The organism is Georgenia satyanarayanai (genome assembly GCF_023715365.1).
GTDB lineage: Bacteria > Actinomycetota > Actinomycetes > Actinomycetales > Actinomycetaceae > Oceanitalea > Oceanitalea satyanarayanai_B.
The window spans coordinates 1-17,082 of record NZ_JAMBNZ010000003.1; the positions used below are offsets into that span (position 1 = coordinate 1).

Consider the following 17,082-nt stretch of genomic DNA (forward strand, 5'->3'; position numbering starts at 1 on the left):
GGGTTAGGGGGTGGGGGTTTGCCTTGTTGCCAGGGTGACGTCGACCCGGGTGAGCTTGCCGTCGCGGACGACGTCGATGGTCGCCTCGTCGCCGGAGGAGTACTGGCGGACGTAGCCGGTGAGGGCGGCGGAGCCGTCGACGGCGCGGTCGTCGATCGCGGTGACGACGTCGCCGCGCTGCAGGCCCGCCTCGGCCGCGGGCGAACCCTGCTCGACCTGCTCGACCCGAGCGCCGGCGCGGGTGACGCCGTCAGCCTCGACCGTCGTGTCGGTGAGCCCGACGCCGAGGAAGGCGTGCTCGACGCTGCCGTCCTCGACGAGCTGCTGGGCGACGTCGGCGGCCTGGTCAACCGGGATCGCGAAGCCGAGCCCGATGCTGCCGGACTGACCGCCGCCACCGGAGAGCGTGGCGATCGAGCTGTTGATGCCGATGACCTGCCCCCTCGCGTCGAAGAGCGGGCCGCCGGAGTTGCCGGGGTTGACCGCGGCGTCGATCTGGATCGCGTTCGTCACGACCGACTGGGTGCGGCTCTGCGTGACGACCGGGCGGTCGAGGGCGGAGATGATGCCGGTGGTCGCCGTCGAGTCCAGCCCGAGCGGGTTGCCGACCGCGAGGACGCCCTGGCCGACGGCAAGGTCGGCGGAGCTGCCGAGCGTGGCCGGGGAGAGGTCGGCCGGCGGGTCGACGAGCCGGACGACGGCGAGGTCGGTCGTCTCGTCCTGGCCCACGAGCGCGGCCTCGTAGAGGCGGCCGTCGGCGAGGGAGACGGTGAGCTCGCGAGCGCCGTCGACGACGTGGCTGTTGGTGAGGACGTGCCCCTCGTCGTCGATGACGACGCCGGAGCCCTGGCCCTGCCCGGACGCGGTCGTGACGTCGATGGCGACGACCGACTCGCGCACGGCGGCGGTGACCGCCTGCCAGTCCGGGGTGGCCGACGTCGAGCTGGCGGGGACGACCTGCGTGGGCGCCGCCGCCGTCGGGGTGTCGAGCGCAGGTGAGTCGAAGGCACCGGTGACGGTGGCCGTGCCGAGGCTCGCGAGGAGCGCGGCGGTCGCGGCGGTGCCACCGAGGGCGGCCCAGCCGCGGCGGCGGCCGTGCGGGAGCACGCGGCTCGCGCGGCGCTCGGCGAGCTCGTCGACCGAGGGCACGCGGGTCACGGGGTCGGGGGCGGGGAGGCTGGGAGCGCCCAGGAGCATGGCGTCGACCTCCGCCTGCTCGCGGGCGGCCCGCTCGTCGCGGGCGATGTAGGCGTCGCGTCGCGCGTCGCCGGTGCTGCCGAAGTGGGTCATGGTGGTCCTCCTGGGTCTGCCTGTATCCCTAGGGAACACCCCGGACCTTGTCCGGCTCTGGGTGCTCCCTGGGAGCTTCCTGGGTAGGGCGCCGCGCGCACGCCGCGGATACGATCGAGGCCGGACGACCGGGCGAGGAGGACGGGTGCGACGGACCAGGCGGCACCGCGTCGAGCGGCTCTCCGTCGACGGCACCAGCCGCCCACGCAGCGACGTCCTCGCCGGTGAGGAGCCGATGGAGCTGCGCGTGGACGGCACCGCGTGGACCGTCACCATGCGCACCCCGGGCGACGACTTCGACCTCGCGCTGGGCTTCCTCGTCTCCGAGGGGGTGGTGTGGGACGCGGAGCAGGTGTCCGGCGTCGCCTACGGACCGGGGGTCGATTCGGACGGCACCCGCAGTTACAACATCGTCGACGTCCACCTGTCCCCGGGTGTCGCACCGCCAGGCACCTCCCACGAGCGCCACGTCTACACCTCCAGCGCGTGCGGCATCTGCGGTACGTCGTCGATGGACGCCGTCACCCGCGCCTCCCGCTTCCCCGTCGCCGACGACGTCCGCGTGCCTCTCGCCGAGCTGCTCGCCATGACCGACCGCCTCCGGACCGGGCAGCGGCTCTTCGCCGAGACGGGCGGGGTTCACGCGGCCGGGCTCTTCGCCGTCGCCGACGACGGGCGGGCGGAGCTGCTGTGCCTGCGCGAGGACGTGGGCCGGCACAACGCCGTCGACAAGGTCGTGGGCTGGGCGCTGCGCGAGCGTGGCCTGCCGCTGCGCCGCTGCGTGCTCCAGGTCTCCGGCCGGGCGTCCTTCGAGCTCGTCCAGAAGGCCCACATGGCCGGCATCGCCGTGCTGTCCGCGGTCAGCGCGCCCTCGGCGATGTCGGTGGAGCTCGCGGCCGGGGTGGGGATGACGCTGGTGGGCTTCAGCCGCGGCGACTCCGCCAACGTCTACGTCGGCCGCGAGCGCATCGTGTCCTGAGCGGTCGCCGCCGACCTGTCCCGCCGCGCCCGTGCCCGCACCCTCTTTTCAGCTTGGGACGCCCTTTCCGATCACGGCTCGCCCTTCCTGGCGCCTGGTGATGAGGAAGACGTGCGACGCATCGTGACCGCGCGTGCGACGGCGTCGCTCACGTGCTTTCCTGCCCTCGCGGTGTGAACCGCACCTCCTCACCACGCTCCACACGCTCGCGCTGGGGCACCACGGTGTACTTCGGGTCGCGCGCGGAGGCCTGGCCGGCCTCGAAGATGCCCATCCGGGTGCAGAAGGACCCGGCCGCGAGCGCCGCGCCGCTGAGGACCGCAGCCCACCGGCGCCGCCCGCCGAGCAGCGTGCCGACGGCGCCCGCCGCCGTGAACGCCTTGGCGGCCCGCATGTAGCGCCCTCCGGTCCCGCTGTGGAGCGGCTCGGCCATGAGCCCCATCGAGCGCTCCATCACCTGCTCGGCGACGAGCTCGACGACGGCGCCCGCCGCCGCCAACCGCCGTGCGGGGCCCGCCTGGGCCACGGGCGTCGCGACCATGGCCACGCCACCGGACGCGGCCGCTGCCGACGCGCAGAAGACGAACGGCAGCTCCCGGTACCCGGCCTTCCACGTGGGAGTGGAGGTGTCGGACAGGAGCACGGCGGTGTACGCGGCCACCGGCGGGGCCGTGAGCGCCGCGAGCACGCCCGTGGGACCGGAGACGGTGCGCAGCAGGCGCGACGGACCGCCGTCGAGCCCGGCGACGCGTGCGATCTCATCGAGGGCGGCGACACCTGCGGGAGCGCCGTAGATGCTCAGCAGCCACGTCCCCACGGACATCGGCGAGGTGAGCTTGACCGTGCGCAGCATGTTGAGGAAGCGCTCGGGACGCCCGAGGTCGCTCACCAGCGCGCCGAGGCTGACGCCGAGCGCGCCCGCGGCGCTGAGGCGCCCCGCCCGCCGCAGCGCCGGACGCCCGGTGAGCTGGGCGCCCGCGGCGAGGAGCGAGGACCCGGCCGCGACCCCGCCCGCGAACATGTACAGCGGGATGCGCACGTCCCACGGCGCGGGCTTGACCACCTGGCGTCCGTAGTAGGAGGTGAACTCGGCCTCCGGCACCGGCTGCTGCTCGGAGCGGTCCCGGCGGGTGCGGGGACGGCGCCCACCGACATGCGTCGCCGTCATCGCTTCCCCAGGAAGGCGAGCGCTGCACCGGCGAGCAGCGCCCCGGCGGCGGCGGTGGCGCGGTTGAACATCTGCGGCAGGTCGCGGGTGGGGACGACGGGGTCGGGCGGCAGGCCGTAGACCTCCGGCTCGTCGAGGAGGAGGAAGAAGGCACCGGTGCCGCCGACGCCGTCGTTCGGGTCGTGGCCGTAGAGGCGGGCCTCGGCCACGCCCTGCTCGTGGAGCTCCGCGCGACGCCGCTCGGCACGCTCGCGCAGCTCGTCGACGTCGCCGTACTGGATGGACTGGGTGGGGCAGGCCTGCGCGCAGGCGGGCTGGAGGCCGTCCCCGAGGCGGTCGTAGCAGAGGGTGCACTTCTGGGCGATGCCGACGTTGAGCGCCCCGGCCGGGCCGCGGCGCCGCTCGATGACCCCGTAGGGGCAGGCCGGCACGCAGTAGCCGCAGCCGTTGCACACGTCGTCCTGGACGACGACGGTGCCGAACTCGGTGCGGAACAGGGCACCGGTGGGGCACACGTCCAGGCACCCGGCGTGCGTGCAGTGCTTGCACACGTTGGAGGACATGAGCCACCGGAAGTCGGCCTGCGCCCCCTCCTCGTCCGCCATCTGGGGACCGGAGCCGTCGGGGCCGCCCGTGTCGGTCTGCGGGGCGGAGGCGACGGTGCCGGGCGGCATGCTCGTGCCCTGGCCCCCGGTGGGGGCGGGCGGGCCGCTGCCGGGCATGCCGAGGTTGACGGTGGGCCGCTGCTGCTCGATGAAGGCGACATGGCGCCAGGTGTTGGCGCCGAGGGAGCCGGTGTTGTCGAAGGACTGGCCGAGAAGGTCGAGGTCCTCCCCGCCCGGCACGAGGTTCCACTCCTTGCACGCGACCTCGCAGGCCTTGCAGCCGATGCACACGCTCGTGTCGGTGAAGAAGCCCTTGCGCGGCGGCGGGTCCTCGTAGCCGGCGTCGAGCGCCGGGTTGACCGGCCCGAACAGGCTGTTCGCCATCATGGGCTCCCTTCGGCTGGTCCGGCTGGGGTGTCCGTGGAGACGTCGGACCGCACGACGGCCCGGGGGTCGGCCGTGACGATCGGCCGCTCGACGTCCGTGCCGGCGCGGGACCGGTAGCCCGCGAGCATCTCGAGGAGCGCGGGGCCGCGAGGACGGCGTCCGGGCAGCACGTCACAGGTGCCCGCCTTCGTCTCCTGGATGAGGACGTTGGGGTCCAGGCTGATGCCGAAGAGGTCGTTGGCGGCGTCACCCGTCACCAGGCCCCGGCTGCCCCAGTGGTAGGGCAGCCAGACCTGGTGGACGGTGCGGCCCGCCACCCGCAGGGGACGCAGCCGGTCGGTGACGACGACGCGCCCCTCGACGGCGGCGCGTGCGGTGACGACGTGGCACCAGCCCAGGTGCTCCAGCCCGCGCTCCTCGGCCAGCACCGGGGACACCTCGATGAACATCTCCGGCTGGAGCTCGGCGAGGTACGCCAGGGTGCGGCTCATCCCGCCCGCGGTGTGGTGCTCGGTGAGCCGGCTCGTGGTGAAGACGATCGGGAACACCTCACTTCCGCTGCCGGGCGGGCTGGGGTTCATCGGGTTGATCGGCTCGCGGTACTCGATGCGGGTGGGGTTGGCCTGCTGGCCGTACAGCGAGTTGCGGAAGGGCGACTCGACCGGCTCGTAGTGGGTGGGCAGCGGGCCGTCGACGAGCCCCGAGGGGACGAAGAGTGCGCCGCGGCCGTCGCCCTGCATGATGAAGGCATCGGTGCCATCGATCGCCTCGACGCCGGTGGCCCCGGGCTCGTGGCGGTAGGTGGGCGGCTTGGTCCGCTCGAAGTCGGGGATGTCGTGGCCCGTCCACTCCCCCTTCTCCTCGTCCCACCACACGTAAGCCTTGCGTTCGCTCCACGGCCGGCCCTCGGGGTCGGCGGAGGCGCGGTTGTAGAGGATCCGGCGGTTGGCCGGCCACACCCAGCCCCACTCCAGGGCCACCCAGTCCTGGTCGCGGCCGGGCTTGCGCCGGGCAGCCTGGTTGACGCCGTCGGCGAAGACACCGGTGTAGATCCAGCAGCCGCCCACGGTGGTGCCGTCGCCGCGCAGCTCGGTGAAGCTCGACAGCGGGCGGCCGGTGGCGACCTCGTAGCCGTTGATCTCCTTGAGCACCGCCTCGGCGCTGGGTTCGTCGTGCTCGCCGTGCACCGGGTAGTCCCAGGCGAGGTCGAGGAGCGGACGGTCGCGCTCGAGGTTCCCCTGTGCCAGACGCTCTCGCATGATGCGGCCCAGGTGGTAGAAGAACCACAGCTCCGAGCGGCGGTCCCCGGTGGGCTCGACCGCCTTCTCCCGCCACTGGAGCATGCGCTGGGTCTGAGTGAAGCTGCCCTCCTTCTCCACGTGGGAGGCGGCGGGCAGGAGGAAGACCTCGGTGCCGCACTCCTCGGTGACGATCTCGCCGGTCTCGATCTCCGGGGAGTCCTTCCAGAAGCTCGCGCTCTCGATCTCGTACAGGTCACGCACGACGAGCCACTCGAGGTTCGCCATGCCCAGCCGCTGGGCCTTGCCGTGCGCGGAGCCGACCGCCGGGTTCTGGCCGAGGAGGAAGTAGCCCTTGACCGAGCCCTCGATCATGTCCAGCACGGTGCGGTAGGTGCCGTGGTCACCGCTGATCCGGGGCATGTAGTCGTAGGCGAAGTCGTTCTCCGCGGTGGCGTGCTCCCCCCAGTACGCCTTGAGCAGGCTCGCGGCGTACCCGGAGGCGTTGCCCCAGAAGCCCTTGGCACCCGGCATCGACATGCTCTCCACCCAGCTGGCGTAGTCCGGGTGGGAGGCGGCGTTGGGCATCTCGAGGTAGCCCGGGAGCAGGTTGAACAGGGTGGGGATGTCGGTGGAGCCCTGGATGCTCGCGTGGCCGCGCAGCGCCATGATCCCGCCGCCCGGGCGGCCCATGTTTCCCAGCAGCAGCTGGAGGATGGAACCGGTTCGGATGTACTGGGCGCCGACGCTGTGCTGGGTCCAGCCCACGCTGTAGACGAGCGCGGTGGTCCGCTCCCGTCCGGACGCCGCGACCCACGCCTCGGCGACCTCGTGGAACTGCTCCGGGGAGATGCCACACGTCTCTGCGACGAGCTCGGGGGTGTAGCGGGAGAAGTGCCGCTTGAGCACCTGGTAGACCGTGCGCGGGTGGCGCAGGGTCTCGTCACGCTCGGGTTCCTCGCCCACCGGCATGCCGTGCGACTCGTGCTGGAGTCCCGAGGCCGTGGCCCTGTTCTCGGCGACCTCGTCCTCGTCCTCACCAGCGCCCTCCGCGCCGGCGTACTGCCAGGTCGAGGTGTCGTAGGTGCGGGTCTCGGGGTCGAAGCCGGAGAACAGGCCGTCGAGGTCCTCGGTGTCGAGGTAGTCCTCGGAGAGGATCGACGCCGCGTTCGTGTACGCGAGGACGTACTCGCGGAAGTCGAGCTCGTGCTGCAGGACGTAGCTGATGATCGCGCCGAGGAACACGATGTCCGTGCCCACCCGGATCGGCACGAAGGTGTCCGCGAGCGCGCTCGTCCGCGTGAACCGGGGGTCGATGTGGATGACCTTGGCGCCGCGCCGCTTGGCCTCCATCACCCACTGGAACCCCACCGGGTGGGCCTCGGCCATGTTCGAGCCCTGGATGATGATGCAGTCCGCGTTCGCGAGGTCCTGCTGGAAACCGGTCGCACCGCCCCGGCCGAAGCTGGTCCCCAGACCGGGGACCGTGGCGGAGTGTCAAATACGGGCCTGGTTCTCGATCTGTACCGCGCCCATCGCGGTGAAGAGCTTCTTGATGAGGTAGTTCTCCTCGTTGTCCAGCGTGGCGCCGCCGAGGCCAGCGATGCCCATGGTGCGGCGCAGGTGACGCCCCTCGGCGTCGGTCTGCTGCCAGGTGGCGGCGCGGGTGGCGAGGACGCGGTCGGCGATCATCTCCATCGCCGTGTCGAGGTCGAGGTCCTCCCACTCGGTGCCGTGGGGGCGCCGGTAGCGGACCGTCTCCAGGCGGTCCGGGCTGGTGACCAGGCTCTTGCTCGCCGAGCCCTTGGGGCACAGCCGGCCGCGGGAGATCGGGCTGTCCGGGTCCCCCTCGATCTGGATGACCTTCTCGTCCTTGACGAAGACCCGCTGCCCGCAGCCGACGGCGCAGTAGGGGCAGACGCTGCGGGCGACGCGGTCGGCGGTGGCGGTGCGCGGCCTGATCTGGTCGGTCTTGCGGGACCGCGCGGCCTTGCCCCGGCCCAGCACGTCCGTGCCGGTCAGCTGCCGCAGCACCGGCCAGCCGAGGAATGCCGCCATCATCGCCCCCTTCGTGTGCTCCCGGTCACCGTAGCGCGCACCTCCGACGTGCGCACGGGAACGGCTCAGCGCACCCGCACGGTCCACTCCTCGGCGGGGACGAGCTCCCCGATGACGGGGTGCCCGGGCAGCTCCCCGACGACGAGCAGCCCCCCGGAGGTCTGCGCGTCGGCGAGGAGGACGAGCTCGTCGTCGTCGACGTCCGCGCGCAGGTGGGGACGGACCCACTCGAGGTTCCGGCGGCTGCCGCCGGGCACGTAGCCGGCGGCGAAGGACTCCCGGGCGCCCGTGACGTAGGGGACCGCCGCGGAGTCGACGACGGCGCTCACGCCGCTCGCCCGCGCGAGCTTGTACAGGTGCCCAAGGAGGCCGAAGCCGGTGACGTCGGTGGCGGCCTGGACACCGGCCGCGAGCGCCGCCAGGGAGGCGTCCCGGTTGAGCGTGGTCATGACGGCGATCGCCTCCTCGAAACGCTCTCCGGTGGCCTTGTGCCGGTTGTTGAGGACGCCCAGGCCGATCGGCTTGGTGAGCGTGAGGGGCAGGCCGGCGCGGCCGGCGTCGTTGCGCAGGAGACGGTCGGCGTCGGCGATGCCGGTGACCGCCTGGCCGTACTTGGGCTCGGGGTCGTCGACGCTGTGGCCGCCACCGAGCACGGTGCCGGCCGCCTCGCACACCGCCGCTCCCCCGCGCAGCACCTCCGCGGCGACGTCGAAGGGGATGCGGTCGCGGGGCCACGCGAGGAGGTTGACCGCGACGACCGGCGTGCCGCCCATCGCGTAGACGTCGGACAGCGCGTTGGTCGCGGCGATGCGGCCGAAGTCGTAGGGGTCGTCGACGACGGGGGTGAAGAAGTCCGCCGTCGCGATGACGGCCCGGGTGCCGTCGATGCGGACCACCGCGGCGTCGTCGCCGTTCTCGATGCCGACGACGAGGTCGGGGTGCGTGCTCGTGGGCAGGCCGCCGAGAACCCGTTCGAGCTCCCCCGGCGGGACCTTGCAGGCGCACCCTCCCCCTGAGGCGTGCTGGGTGAGGCGGAGCTCGGGGTACGTGGCAGTCGTCACTCGGGCCACCCTAGGCCGCTTCCCGGGCGATCACCTGCGCTCGCGCCCCGGCCTGGCTAGGCTGCTCCGCGGAGGCGTACCTCGTCTGGTGACGGGCGCGGTCTTCAAAGCCGTTGTGGTCGAGGACCTCGGCCAGGCGGGTTCGATTCCCGTCCGCCTCCGCCACCGACCCAGGGAGCTCCGTGGTGCCCGATCCCCGGCGCGCGACGCCGCGCACCGACGCCGTCCTGGCCGATCCCACCCTCGCCGCCGCCGCCGAGCGGCTGGGCCCCGCGCTCGTCAAGGACGCGGTGCGCACGGCCATCGAGGAGTGCCGGCAAGGACGCGCGGAGCCGGGTGACGTCGTCGCCCTTGCCCTGGACCTGCTCCCGACGACGGCGACGACGGTGCGTCCGGTCGTCAACGCGACCGGGGTGCTCGTCCACACGAACCTCGGCCGGGCGCCGCTGTCCGCGGCGGCCGTCGAGGCGCTGACGGTGGCGGCGGGCACGACCGACGTCGAGCTCGACCTCGCGACCGGGCGCCGCGGCCGGCGCGGGCGCGGGGCGCTGGAGGCACTGGCCGGGGCGGTGCCCGACGCCGGGGCGGTCCACGTCGTCAACAACGGGGCCGCCGCGCTCGCCCTCGTCACGCTCGCCCTCGCGGCGGGGCGGGAGGTCGTCGTCGCGCGCGGGGAGCTCGTCGAGATCGGGGACGGCTTCCGCATCCCCGAGCTCCTCGAGTCGGTGGGCGCGCGGCTGCGCGAGGTCGGCACGACGAACCGGGTGCGGCTGGAGGACTACGCGGCCGCCGTCGACGGCGGGGACGTCGCCTTCGTCCTCAAGGTGCACCCCTCGAACTTCGCGGTCACCGGCTTCACCTCGAGCGTGCCCGTCGAGCAGCTGGCGACGCTGCCGGTGCCGGTCGTCGCGGACATCGGCTCGGGCCTCCTCGCGCCGCACCCCCGGCTGCCGCGGGAGCCCTCGGCGTCGGCCACGCTGCGGGCCGGGGCCACGCTCGTCACGGCGTCCGGCGACAAGCTGCTCGGTGGCCCGCAGTGCGGGCTGCTGCTCGGCGAGGCGGCGGTGGTCGAGGGGCTGCGGCGTCACCCCTTTGCCCGCGCGCTGCGGGTCGACAAGCTCACCCTCGCCGCGCTCGAGGCCACCCTGAGCGGCCCGGTCCCGCCCGTGCCGGCCGGGCTGGACGCGAACCCCGCGACGCTCCTCGAACGCGCGCGCCGGATCGCGGCGGCGCTGGGGCCGCATATCGCTGCGGACGCCGTGCCGAGCGTCGCGGCCGTCGGCGGGGGCGGCGCGCCCGGCGTCGAGCTCGCCAGCGCCGCCGTCGCCGTCGACGCCGCCTGGGCGCAGCCGCTGCGCACCGGCCCGATGCCGGTCCTCGGCCGCGCCCACCGCGGCCGCCTGCTCCTCGACCTCCTCGCGGTCCCGCCCGAGCAGGACGACGACGTCGTCGCCGCGGTTCGCGCCGTCGCCGCCGCGGGTGCCGGGTGATGCACGTCGTCGCGACGGCGGGCCACGTCGACCACGGCAAGTCCGCCCTCGTCACGGCGCTCACCGGCCTCCAGCCGGACCGGCTGGAGGAGGAGCAGCGGCGCGGCCTGTCCATCGAGCTCGGCTACGCGTGGACCACCCTGCCCGGCGCCGGTGAGGTCGCCTTCGTCGACGTCCCGGGCCACGAGCGCTTCATCAGCACCACCCTCGCGGGGCTCGGCCCCGTGCCCGCCGTGCTCCTCGTCGTCGCCGCGGACGACCCGTGGATGCCGCAGGCCGCCGAGCACCTCGCCGCCCTCGACGCCCTCGGCGTGACGCACGGTGTCCTCGCCGTCACGCGCGCCGACCTCGCCGACCCGGCCCCCGCCCGCGAGCGCGCCCTGGCCGAGCTCGCGACGACGTCCCTGCGCGGCGCCCCCGCCGTCACGGTCTCCGTCCGCACCGGCGAGGGCGTCGCGGAGCTGCGGGAGGCCCTCACCACCATGCTCGCCGGCCTGCCCCGCCCGCCGGCCCACGAGCCGGTGCGGCTGTGGGTGGACCGCAGCTTCTCGATGCCGGGCGCCGGGACCGTCGTCACCGGCACGCTGCCCGCCGGGCGGCTGCGGCCCGGGGACGGGCTCTCCTCCTCCCGGGGCGGGCACCGCGTCCGCGCGGTGCAGTCCCTGGGACGGCCCGTCGAGGAGGTGGAGGGTCCCGCGCGGGTGGCCCTCAACGTGTCCGGACGCGTGGATCGGGGCGAGGCCCTCGTCAGCCCCGGTGCCTGGCACCACACCGAGGTCCTCGACGTGCGGCTCGGCGAGGTGCGGCTGGGAACCGGTGAGCCGCCCCAGCGGCCGCTGCTCCACTTCGGGTCGACGGTGCTCAGCGTCCATCACCGGCCCCTCGGCCCGGGGCTCGCCCGCCTCACCGCCGAGCGGCCGCTGCCCCTCCGGGTCGGGGACCGGGCGTTGCTGCGCGACCCGGGCACCCGGCGGCTGTGGGCCGTCACCGTGCTCGACCCGGCTCCTCCGCCGCTGCAGCGCCGCGGCGCCGCGCGGCTGCGCGCCGACGCGCTGTCGGGCGCGCACGGCGAGGCGGACGCCGCTGCCGAGGTCACGCGGCGCGGCGTCGTCGCCGCCGAGCTGCTCACGAGGATCGGCGTGCCGGTCGACCCGCCGCCGCCGGGGGTGGTGGCCGCCGGCGGGTGGCTCGTCTCCGCGGAGCGTGCCGCTGCCGCGGCGCGGACGGCGGTCGAGGTCGTCACCGAGCACGCGGCGGCCGCACCGCTGGAGCCGGCACTCACCCTGGCCGCGCTGGCCGAGCGGCTCGGGCTGCCGACGGCGGAGCTCGCCGCCGCCGTCGTCGCGGAGCCGCTGCGCGTGGAGGCCGGCCGGGTGCGGCCGGCGGGCGCCGACGACGTGCCCGCCGACGTCCGCGCGGCCGTCGCAGCGCTCCGTGAGCGGCTGGACGGCGCGCCCTTCGCGGCACCGGCGGCCGACGAGCTGCCCGCCCTCGGCCTCACGCCGAAGGTGCAGGGCGCGGCCGTGCGGGCCGGGCTCCTCCTGTGCCCCGCGCCGGGCGTCGTCCTCCTGGCGGGCACCGACGCTCTCGCCGCCGAGCAGCTGGCCGAGCTCCCCCAGCCCTTCACGGTGAGCGAGGCGCGCGGCCACCTCGGCACGAGCCGCCGGGTGGTCCTCCCGCTCCTCGCGCACCTGGACCGCACCGGCCGCACGCGCCGGCTGCCCGACGACCGCCGTCGGCTCACCGGAAGCTGAGCCGGCCGCGGTCCTGCGGTCGCCGGTGGTGCGAGCCTGTCGCATGCTCGTACGTGCCCCGACGTGCCCTGGACGAAGGACGCCATGCCTCACCGAGACGACCGCACCGACTCCGACGAGAGGCTCGTCCCCTCCAGCCCGCCCCCGGAGTACGTGACGGTGCGCCGATGGAAACTGTCGACGGCGCAGGAGATCACGCAGGTCCGCCGCGAGCTCCGCGAGGCCATCGGGGGTGACGGCTCGCCCGCGCGCGGCGCCCTGGCGGTCGTGCCGGAGCGGATGATCCTCGTCGCCTCCGAGCTCGCCGCCAACGCCGTCGAGCACGGCCGCCCGCCGACGATCGTCACGCTGGGCTCGGACGGCGCCCGGAACCTGCTCGAGGTGGCCGACCACGACCCGCGCTCCATCCCGGTGCTCGCCGGCCGCCGCGCCCCGGGAGCCGGGGGCTTCGGGCTGCAGATCGCCCGGCGGCTCGGCCAGGAGGTCGGCTGGTACACGACGCGCACGACCAAGCACATCTGGGTGACCTTCCTACCCCAGGCACCTGCGGCGGCCGGGGCCTAGCCGAGCTCCCGCCGCACGGCCCGGCCCACGCGCTCCGCGAGCCGTTCCCGCTGGTCGCGCAGCTGCGTGCGGTCGAGCGTCACCTCGACGACGGAGCGCCCGACGACCGGCTCGGCCAGCACGTCCGCGAGCTCCGCCCTGCTCGCCACCGCGGTGTGCCGCACGCCGTAGCCGGCGCACAGCGCCGCGACGTCCACCTCCTGGGGCGTGCCGAAGACCCGCTCGAAGGTGGCCGACCGCTCCGGGGCCCCGTGCTCGAGGGTCGCGAAGATCGCGCCACCCCGGTCGTTGAGGAGGACCACCTGGAGGTCGACCTCCTCCTCGAGGGTGCCGCGCAGGAGCGCGCCGGCGTCGTGGAGGAAGGTGAGGTCGCCGAGGACCACCCGGACCGGGGCGGCGGTGGCGAGCGCGAGGCCGGTCGCCGTGGCGATCGTGCCGTCGATGCCGGCCAGCCCGCGGTTCGCGACCACTCGCAGGCCCACCGGGAGCGCGGGGACGGCGAGGTCCCAGTCCCGGACCGTCATCGACGAGCCGAGGACAAGGGCCCCGCGCCGGCCCTGCGCGTGCGCGGCGGCGGCGGACTCGGCCACGGTCCGGGCCACGCTGAGCCCGTCCAGCTCGTCGTGCGCGGCCAGCACCTCCTCGGCGGCGGCTCCGGCCCGCTGCCACCGCGCCAACCAGGCGCCGTCGTCGTCGCCGGTAAGGACGCGCACACCACCCGCGACCCGGGCGGCGGTGCCGGCGACGTCGGGCCACACCGCGCCGGTCGGGGCGACGACGACGACGTCGACACCGGGGCGGGCGAGCAGCGCGCTGACGGGCCGCGAGAGCGTGGGGTGCCCAAGGACGAGGACGTGCTCGACCTCCTCGCCCAGCTCGGCGAGGAGGAGCCGGTAGGCGGCGACCGCGTGGGTGCTGGTCCGCGCGCCGGAGGTCGGCTCCGCGAGCAGCGGCCAGCCCCCGGCCTCGGCGAGACGCGTGGCCTCCGCGCCCGCGCCGTCACCGGCGACGACGACCGTGCGCCCACCCGCGGGCACGTCGACCGTGCCACCGGACTCACGGACCGCGACGACGTCCCGCCGTGCGGGCGGGTCCCCGGGCTGCCAGGCCGTGCCCGGCACGAGCGGGTCACGGAAGGCGACGTTGAGGTGCACCGGGCCGGGGTCACCGGAGCGCGCGCCGGTCGCGGCGGCGAGTGCCCGGACGACCACCTGGCGGGTGGCGGCCGGGGGCGTGTCCGCCGGCAGGTCCGCCTGCCAGCGCGGGGCGGCCGCGAAGATGCCGACCTGCTCGGTGGTCTGGCTGGCGCCGGTGCGGCGCAGCTCGTGGGGGCGGTCGGCGCTGACGACGACGAGGGGGACGCCACTGTGCGCGGCCTCGAGGACGGCCGGGTGGAGGTTGGCGACGGCCGTGCCGGAGGTCGTGACCACGGCGGCGGGCACGCCGTCGGCGCGGGCCAGGCCGAGGGCGACGAACCCGGCCACCCGCTCGTCGACGCGCACGTGCAGGCGCAGCCACCCGGCGTCGTGCGCCGCGAGGAGCGCGTAGGCGAGCGGGGCGCTGCGTGAGCCCGGCGACAGGATGACGTGCCGCACCCCGCCGCGGACGAGCTCGGTGACGAGCTCGCGGGCGAGGAGGGCCGCGGGCGCCTCGGCGCTCACCGGCTCGCCCCCGCCAGCGCGGCGACGTCGGCGAGGCGGGCGCCCCAGCGGCGGCTGACGTCCGGCGGCGCGGCGACGGCGGCGAGGCTCTCGGCGGTCGGGACGGCGGTCGTCACGGGCAGGTAGCCGCCGTGCGGGACGAACGGCTCGGGGACGGTGTCGCGCTGGAGCAGCCGGACGGTGCCGAGCCCGCAGGCGTGGTGGAGCTCGGGCAGGGCGGCGGCGAGCGCGACGCCGGCGGCGATGCCCACCGAGGACTCGAGGGCGGAGGACACGACGACGGGCAGCCCGACCTCCTCGGCCAGCCGCAGGCAGGCGCGCACACCACCGAGCGGCTGCACCTTGAGGACGACGACGTCGGCCGCCTCGGCCCGACGCACGGCGAGGGGGTCCTCGGCGCGCCGGATCGACTCATCGGCGGCGATCGGGACGTCGGTGCGGCGGCGCAGGGCCGCGAGGTCCTCGACGGCGGCGCAGGGCTGCTCGGCGTACTCCAGGCCGCCGGCCGCGCGGTCGAGGACGGCGAGCCGCTCGAGGGCGGTGTCGAGGTCCCAGGCGGCGTTGGCGTCGATGCGGATGTGCCCGCCCGGGCCGAGGGCGTCGCGGACCGCCTCGAGGCGGGCCTGCTCGTGGGCCACGTCCTGCCCGGGCTCGGCAACCTTGACCTTGGCCGTGCTGCAGCCGTCGCTCGCCGCGACGATGGCGGCCGCCTCCTCGGGCCCGACGGCGGGAACGGTGACGTTGACGGGCACCCGGTCCCGGACGGCGGCTGGCCAGCCGAGCTCGGCGGCCTCGAGGGCGGCGGCCAGCCACGGGCGGGACTCGGCGTCGTCGTAGTCCCAGAACGGGGAGAACTCCCCCCAGCCGGCCTCCCCGCGCAGCAGCACGCCGTCCCGGGTGGTGAGGCCGCGGAAGCGTGTGGTCATCGGGCTGGACCAGACGGCGACGGGCGGCGGGACGGCGGGGCACCCGGGCGAGGAGGTCACCTCCCGAGGATAGGGCGGCGAGGGGCCGCGGGGCGCTCAGAGGGCGAGGGCCAGGAGGCGGTGGGCCTCCGCACGCGGGTCGCGGCCCTCGCTGAGGGCGGCGAGGACGGCGCCGTCGACGACGGCGAGCGCCACCTCCGCGCGGCAGCTGCTCCCCGTCGCGGCGAGGAGGCGGCCGACGGCGCTGCCGATGGTCTCCCGGCCCGCCCGGTAGGCCTCCGCGACGTCCCTGGTGCGGCCGGCGCGGGCGAGCTGCTCGTAGTGCCCGCGCACGCCAGCCGGCGGAGGCAGCACGGCGTCGCAGAGCAGCTCGAGCGCCTCCTCCCGGCCCAGCGGCCCCTCCTCGGCGCGCTCGGCGGCCCACTCGGCCTGCTCGGCCCACAGCTCGGCAATGAGCCGCGCACCGGCGCCCCGGAGCTCCTCGAGGTCGCGGAAGTAGTACGTCGTCGCCGACAGCGACGCGCCCGCCCGTTCGGCCACCCGCCGGTGGGTCACCTCGGCCGGACCCCGCTCGAGGACGAGCGAGGCGGCGGCCTCCACGAGGGCCGCCCGGCGGCGCGGACCCCTGCCCTGCTCGGCCGACGGCTCACTCACCGCTCGTCAGCCCCGACATCACGAGCACGACCCGCGCCACGGCATCCTCCAGTACGTCCGTACCACCACAGAACGGGACGAGCGTACAGTCGCAGCCGGTCTTCCGGTCCGCGACGGGCGGGCGCCGCCGCCTAGGGTGGTGCGCATGAGCGAGCCCGTGCCCCAGCCCTTCGACCCGAGCGCCTGGCGCCCGGTGGAGGGCTTCGACCTCACCGACATCACCTACCACCGTGCCGTCAGCGACGGCCGGGACCTGCCCGCCGTCCGGATCGCCTTCGACCGGCCCGAGGTCCGCAACGCCTTCCGCCCGCAGACCGTCGACGAGCTCTACCGCGCGCTCGACCACGCGCGCATGACCTCCGACGTCGCCGCCGTCATCCTCACCGGCAACGGCCCCAGTCCCAAGGACGGCGGCTGGGCCTTCTGCTCGGGCGGGGACCAGCGCATCCGCGGCCGCGACGGCTACCGCTACGAGACCGAGGACGCCGACCCGCTGGCGGGCACCGCGCAGCGACGGGAGCAGATCGACCCGGCCCGCGCCGGCCGGCTCCACATCCTCGAGGTCCAGCGCCTCGTCCGGACCATGCCGAAGGTCGTCATCGCCGCGGTGAGCGGCTGGGCCGCCGGCGGCGGGCACTCTCTCAACGTCGTGTGCGACCTGTCGGTCGCCTCCCGGCAGCACGCCCGCTTCAAGCAGACCGACGCGAACGTCGGCTCCTTCGACGCGGGCTACGGCTCGGGGCTGCTGGCCCGGCAGGCCGGGGACAAGCGTGCCCGCGAGATCTTCTTCCTCGCCCGCGAGTACTCCGCCGAGGACGCCGAGCGCTGGGGCGTGGTCAACGAGGTCGTCGACCACGCCGAGCTCGAGTCCACGGCCCTGGAGTGGGCCCTCACGGTCGCGGGCAAGTCGCCCCAGGCGATCCGGATGCTCAAGCTCGCCTTCAACATGGTCGACGACGGCCTGGCGGGCCAGCAGGTCTTCGCCGGCGAGGCGACCCGGCTGGCCTACATGACCGACGAGGCGGCCGAGGGGCGCGACGCCTTCCTCGAACGCCGTGACCCCGACTGGTCACGCTTCCCGTACTACTACTGACCGCACGAAAAAAGCGGCTGTACCCGCAGCGCCCGGGCCCTCCATCCCTGACAGCCGCTGCGGGTACAGCCTTGTACGTGCCGCGTCGCGCAGGCCTCCACTCCTGCGTGAAGCGGGCACGCCCCCCGTTACCGTGCCTGCCACACCCCCTGCG

13 protein-coding genes and 1 tRNA gene are annotated in these 17,082 nt (G+C 75.2%); 6 read left to right on the forward strand and 8 right to left on the reverse strand.

What is annotated here, in order from left to right:
* Positions 1-3: 3 nt before the first annotated feature.
* Positions 4-1,290, reverse strand: a complete 1,287-nt coding sequence (locus tag M3148_RS04135) for a S1C family serine protease (protein ID WP_251303401.1) — start codon at positions 1,288-1,290, stop codon at positions 4-6.
* A gap of 145 nt (positions 1,291-1,435) precedes the next feature.
* Here M3148_RS04135 and fdhD point away from each other — a divergent pair, with 145 nt between their 5' ends.
* Entirely contained in the window at positions 1,436-2,269 is an 834-nt protein-coding gene (fdhD, locus tag M3148_RS04140; RefSeq protein ID WP_251303402.1) for a formate dehydrogenase accessory sulfurtransferase FdhD, read from the forward strand.
* A 148-nt stretch (positions 2,270-2,417) separates the two neighbouring features.
* Here the strand turns inward: fdhD and nrfD are convergent, their stop codons facing one another.
* The 4 genes from nrfD to selD form a co-directional block, all read right to left on the reverse strand.
* On the reverse strand, positions 2,418-3,437 hold the full coding sequence (gene nrfD, locus M3148_RS04145; protein ID WP_251303403.1) for an NrfD/PsrC family molybdoenzyme membrane anchor subunit: 1,020 nt from the start codon (positions 3,435-3,437) through the stop codon (positions 2,418-2,420).
* Entirely contained in the window at positions 3,434-4,426 is a 993-nt protein-coding gene (locus M3148_RS04150; RefSeq protein WP_251303404.1) for a 4Fe-4S dicluster domain-containing protein, read from the reverse strand. The genes nrfD and M3148_RS04150 overlap by 4 nt, the downstream gene beginning before the upstream one ends.
* The gene (gene fdh / locus M3148_RS04155; RefSeq protein ID WP_251303405.1) at positions 4,426-7,725 is read right to left on the reverse strand and encodes a formate dehydrogenase; all 3,300 of its coding nucleotides are present in this window, start codon (positions 7,723-7,725) and stop codon (positions 4,426-4,428) included. Before fdh ends, M3148_RS04150 begins: the two co-directional genes overlap by 1 nt.
* A gap of 65 nt (positions 7,726-7,790) precedes the next feature.
* Positions 7,791-8,786, reverse strand: coding sequence for a selenide, water dikinase SelD (selD, locus tag M3148_RS04160; RefSeq protein WP_251303406.1), 996 nt, complete (start codon positions 8,784-8,786; stop codon positions 7,791-7,793).
* A 70-nt stretch (positions 8,787-8,856) separates the two neighbouring features.
* Between selD and M3148_RS04165 the strand changes: the two genes are divergently transcribed.
* The 4 genes from M3148_RS04165 to M3148_RS04180 all read left to right on the forward strand — a co-directional run bounded on the left by M3148_RS04165 (position 8,857) and on the right by M3148_RS04180 (position 12,594).
* Positions 8,857-8,951: transfer RNA gene (locus tag M3148_RS04165), tRNA-Sec, on the forward strand.
* A 20-nt stretch (positions 8,952-8,971) separates the two neighbouring features.
* The gene (gene selA / locus M3148_RS04170) at positions 8,972-10,276 is read left to right on the forward strand and encodes an L-seryl-tRNA(Sec) selenium transferase (protein ID WP_308203209.1); all 1,305 of its coding nucleotides are present in this window, start codon (positions 8,972-8,974) and stop codon (positions 10,274-10,276) included.
* Positions 10,276-12,030, forward strand: coding sequence for a SelB domain-containing protein (locus M3148_RS04175; RefSeq protein ID WP_251303776.1), 1,755 nt, complete (start codon positions 10,276-10,278; stop codon positions 12,028-12,030). Before selA ends, M3148_RS04175 begins: the two co-directional genes overlap by 1 nt.
* Positions 12,031-12,114: 84 nt before the next feature.
* Complete coding sequence (locus M3148_RS04180) at positions 12,115-12,594, forward strand: ATP-binding protein (protein WP_251303408.1); 480 nt, start codon at positions 12,115-12,117, stop codon at positions 12,592-12,594.
* Here the strand turns inward: M3148_RS04180 and menD are convergent.
* Genes menD through M3148_RS04195 form a run of 3 tightly spaced genes read right to left on the reverse strand, consistent with a single transcriptional unit; the run spans position 12,591 to position 15,835 of the window.
* Complete coding sequence (menD, locus tag M3148_RS04185; RefSeq protein WP_251303409.1) at positions 12,591-14,255, reverse strand: 2-succinyl-5-enolpyruvyl-6-hydroxy-3-cyclohexene-1-carboxylic-acid synthase; 1,665 nt, start codon at positions 14,253-14,255, stop codon at positions 12,591-12,593. The two genes, M3148_RS04180 and menD, sit on opposite strands and share 4 nt — an antisense overlap.
* Positions 14,252-15,241, reverse strand: a complete 990-nt coding sequence (locus M3148_RS04190; RefSeq protein ID WP_308203210.1) for an o-succinylbenzoate synthase — start codon at positions 15,239-15,241, stop codon at positions 14,252-14,254. The genes menD and M3148_RS04190 overlap by 4 nt, the downstream gene beginning before the upstream one ends.
* A gap of 36 nt (positions 15,242-15,277) precedes the next feature.
* Positions 15,278-15,835: a TetR/AcrR family transcriptional regulator gene (locus tag M3148_RS04195; RefSeq protein WP_251303410.1), complete on the reverse strand. Its 558-nt coding sequence runs from the start codon at positions 15,833-15,835 to the stop codon at positions 15,278-15,280.
* Positions 15,836-15,980: 145 nt separating this feature from the next.
* Between M3148_RS04195 and M3148_RS04200 the strand changes: the two genes are divergently transcribed.
* Positions 15,981-16,928, forward strand: coding sequence for a 1,4-dihydroxy-2-naphthoyl-CoA synthase (locus M3148_RS04200; protein WP_251303411.1), 948 nt, complete (start codon positions 15,981-15,983; stop codon positions 16,926-16,928).
* Positions 16,929-17,082 lie beyond the last annotated feature (154 nt).